We start from the raw sequence: 2,385 nt of genomic DNA, 5'->3' as shown, positions 1-2,385 counted from the left end.
CCGATTTTTTGCATGAAAACCGCAAAGAAAATCACGGTCTAGGCTCATGCGTTGGGAGCAGCTTAAATTGATCTTGTTCAGCAAGCCCTATTTAAGCGATTAGTGTATGTTAAAAAAAGTGAGAGATCCAATTCGTTGCCGCGGCATTTTTTTATAAGTAACGAAAGAACTGGCAAAGCACCTTAGAACCCTTCTTCTGACCTTTATTTTGAAGAGGGGTTCTAAGTAAGTTACCTAACACTCATGCCTTTCAATTATAAAACATTTATTATAGGTTCTATATACTTTTGGGTTATTTCTTGAAAATATCTCAACATAAAAACACCAGCGGCTTCAGCTTTATTATTCCGTCGTCTCCACTCGGCAGACCTTCGGTCTGGAAAGGGAAGCAAAAAAATATTCAAAGTTCGACCATTCAAATAAAACCTTGCCTTTAAACTTGAATGAGTAGGGTGTACTTTTGATTCAAAGGACGCAAATTCTGCTTCAGGAAAAATTTTTTCCAGCACCCGTTTCTTTGTAGGTATTTCACCGAAGCTTATAATAATTGGAATGTTTGTATTTTGAAACACATTTCGTAAAATATTGATCCTTTTATGTACATCATTGGTGTAATTGGTATTTTTATCGCAATACACATGTTCGTCATTTAATGAAAATGCCTTTTCATATAACTCTGGGTCTATTCCGAATTGTGTTTGAGTTGGCTGATATTCAATAGGCCACTCTGTCATATTTGGTCTGGGTAATGGCTTCCAATCTGTAAGAGCTGTTTGTATGAAGTTTTCTGATGAAGTTTGAAATTGTGATTTGATACGAGCCCTGATTTTTTTTGCTGTATCTTCATCTTCTCTCATTAACCTAAACCAAAAGTCTTTCCTTTCAGCTGGTTGTTCCAAATCTAAAGACATTCTGGCGATAATTTCGTTGAACTGTCCCTTGGGACCCTCCTCCTCCAGTATTACACCATCCCTTCGATAAATGTAATCCCTAACTTTTCTACCGCCAGTTTGAGCATCCGGTTCCCAATAACCATCTTCTCTTCCTGGGGGGTTAATTGCAGATAAAAGATTTCCATTTGAATCAAAGGAGCCAAAGCTTTCTATTCTGGCTACAACATTTGATTCTACATCGTGACCATCCGTACCCTCCTCAATTCCAAAAATAAGGATCTTGGCTTTTTGAAAATCTCCACATCCGAAATATGAAAGAAGCGTATTGTAATGATCCTTTTCAATATGCCACTCGGTCATCTAATTTGCCCCTCTTATTTAGGTTTGTTTGAATCAAAATAGCCGTCCGTTCAAAGCATCCTCTCGACAATATCCCAGTTATTATAAAATCGACTACAATCATATTCCGCTTCCCTATCATCAATCCATTTTCCCTCAATCAAGTTTACATAAAAGTGATAGTTTCCATTTGAATCCGTAGACTTGTTCCGAATCCAATCATTTATGTCTGACTGGTTCATGATCAACACATGAAGTTCCCCTTTAAAGTCCTTGACTACCAAGAAATACAAATCATATTGATTCAATTGATCCTGATGAATTGTGAACCACCCAGATGGATATCCTTCCTTTTCTCTAAATGACTTTGAGGCTCGAATCATTATTTTTTCAATAATTGATCTTCCATTGGAGATTGTCAATTTCCCCAACGAACGACTTCCATTTGTAAACCGCAAATTCGGATACCGGCTTAATAGTTCGCTTTTTATATAATCACGAACATCATTGATCGACATTCTTTCAGTTTCCGACTCAACTTCAACTCTGTTACTCCGCATTTGTTCTTTCATAAGTGCAACCTCCTGTTTTAATGAGTCAATTTCGTTTTTTAATGTACCAATCAATGATAAAACCTTCATTTCAAACTCAGTGTGCATTATATTTCCACCTCCAAATTGATTGTATCTCATTTTTATCTTTTTATCAATATATGATTCGTTTAAATTGATTCATTTTTTATCTTTTTTTGTTGTTAATGATTATCGAACAAAAACTTCTCTACCCTACTAACCCCCGCTTTTATTTTTACCCGATTTAAAATAAGCGGCTCTCCCTCCCGTTTCAATTCTTGAATCGCCCAAAGGATTCTCCGTTTCCTGAATGTTTCTGAATCCTCCACTACCTGTTCAAGAAATTCTTTGGTTAACGGCATCTTTTTTAAATGCTTGGGCATTAAACACTGCTTTCCTAAAAACTCTTGGATTCGTTTAAGGGTTATACGTTTCGGCTTCCTCTCTTCATTCTTCAATTGTCGGATAATTTCAGTAACTTGCTGGAGTATCTCCTGATCCCTTATAATGCTCCCATAGGCTGAGACACAGGAGCGTGAAAAATAAGTTATACTGAGATCATGGAAAAACGAAACCGATAC

At 36.6% G+C, this 2,385-nt stretch carries 3 protein-coding genes; all 3 read right to left on the bottom strand.

Going from position 1 to position 2,385, the window contains the following annotated elements:
* Positions 1–254 precede the first annotated feature (254 nt).
* A complete protein-coding gene (locus G485_RS30085; protein ID WP_156922456.1) occupies positions 255–1,253 on the bottom strand; it encodes a hypothetical protein in 999 nt (332 codons plus the stop codon).
* Positions 1,254–1,303: 50 nt separating this feature from the next.
* Positions 1,304–1,891: a hypothetical protein gene (locus tag G485_RS0117285; protein ID WP_027093538.1), complete on the bottom strand. Its 588-nt coding sequence runs from the start codon at positions 1,889–1,891 to the stop codon at positions 1,304–1,306.
* A 95-nt stretch (positions 1,892–1,986) separates the two neighbouring features.
* Positions 1,987–2,385: TnsD family Tn7-like transposition protein (locus G485_RS27155; RefSeq protein WP_035157005.1), on the bottom strand; the 399-nt coding region annotated here is incomplete at its 5' end.

The organism is Cohnella thermotolerans DSM 17683 (genome assembly GCF_000429825.1).
Taxonomy (GTDB): domain Bacteria; phylum Bacillota; class Bacilli; order Paenibacillales; family Paenibacillaceae; genus Cohnella; species Cohnella thermotolerans.
The sequence above is the reverse complement of the archived record's forward strand: the minus strand, read 5'-3'. Positions and strand labels throughout refer to the sequence as shown.

What these genes read in the sequence shown, in the direction of transcription:
- G485_RS30085 (WP_156922456.1), bottom strand. Translation starts at nt 1,253, where the DNA reads ATGACCGAGTGGCATATTGAAAAGGATCATTACAATACGCTTCTTTCA.
- G485_RS0117285 (WP_027093538.1), bottom strand. Translation starts at nt 1,891, where the DNA reads ATGCACACTGAGTTTGAAATGAAGGTTTTATCATTGATTGGTACATTA.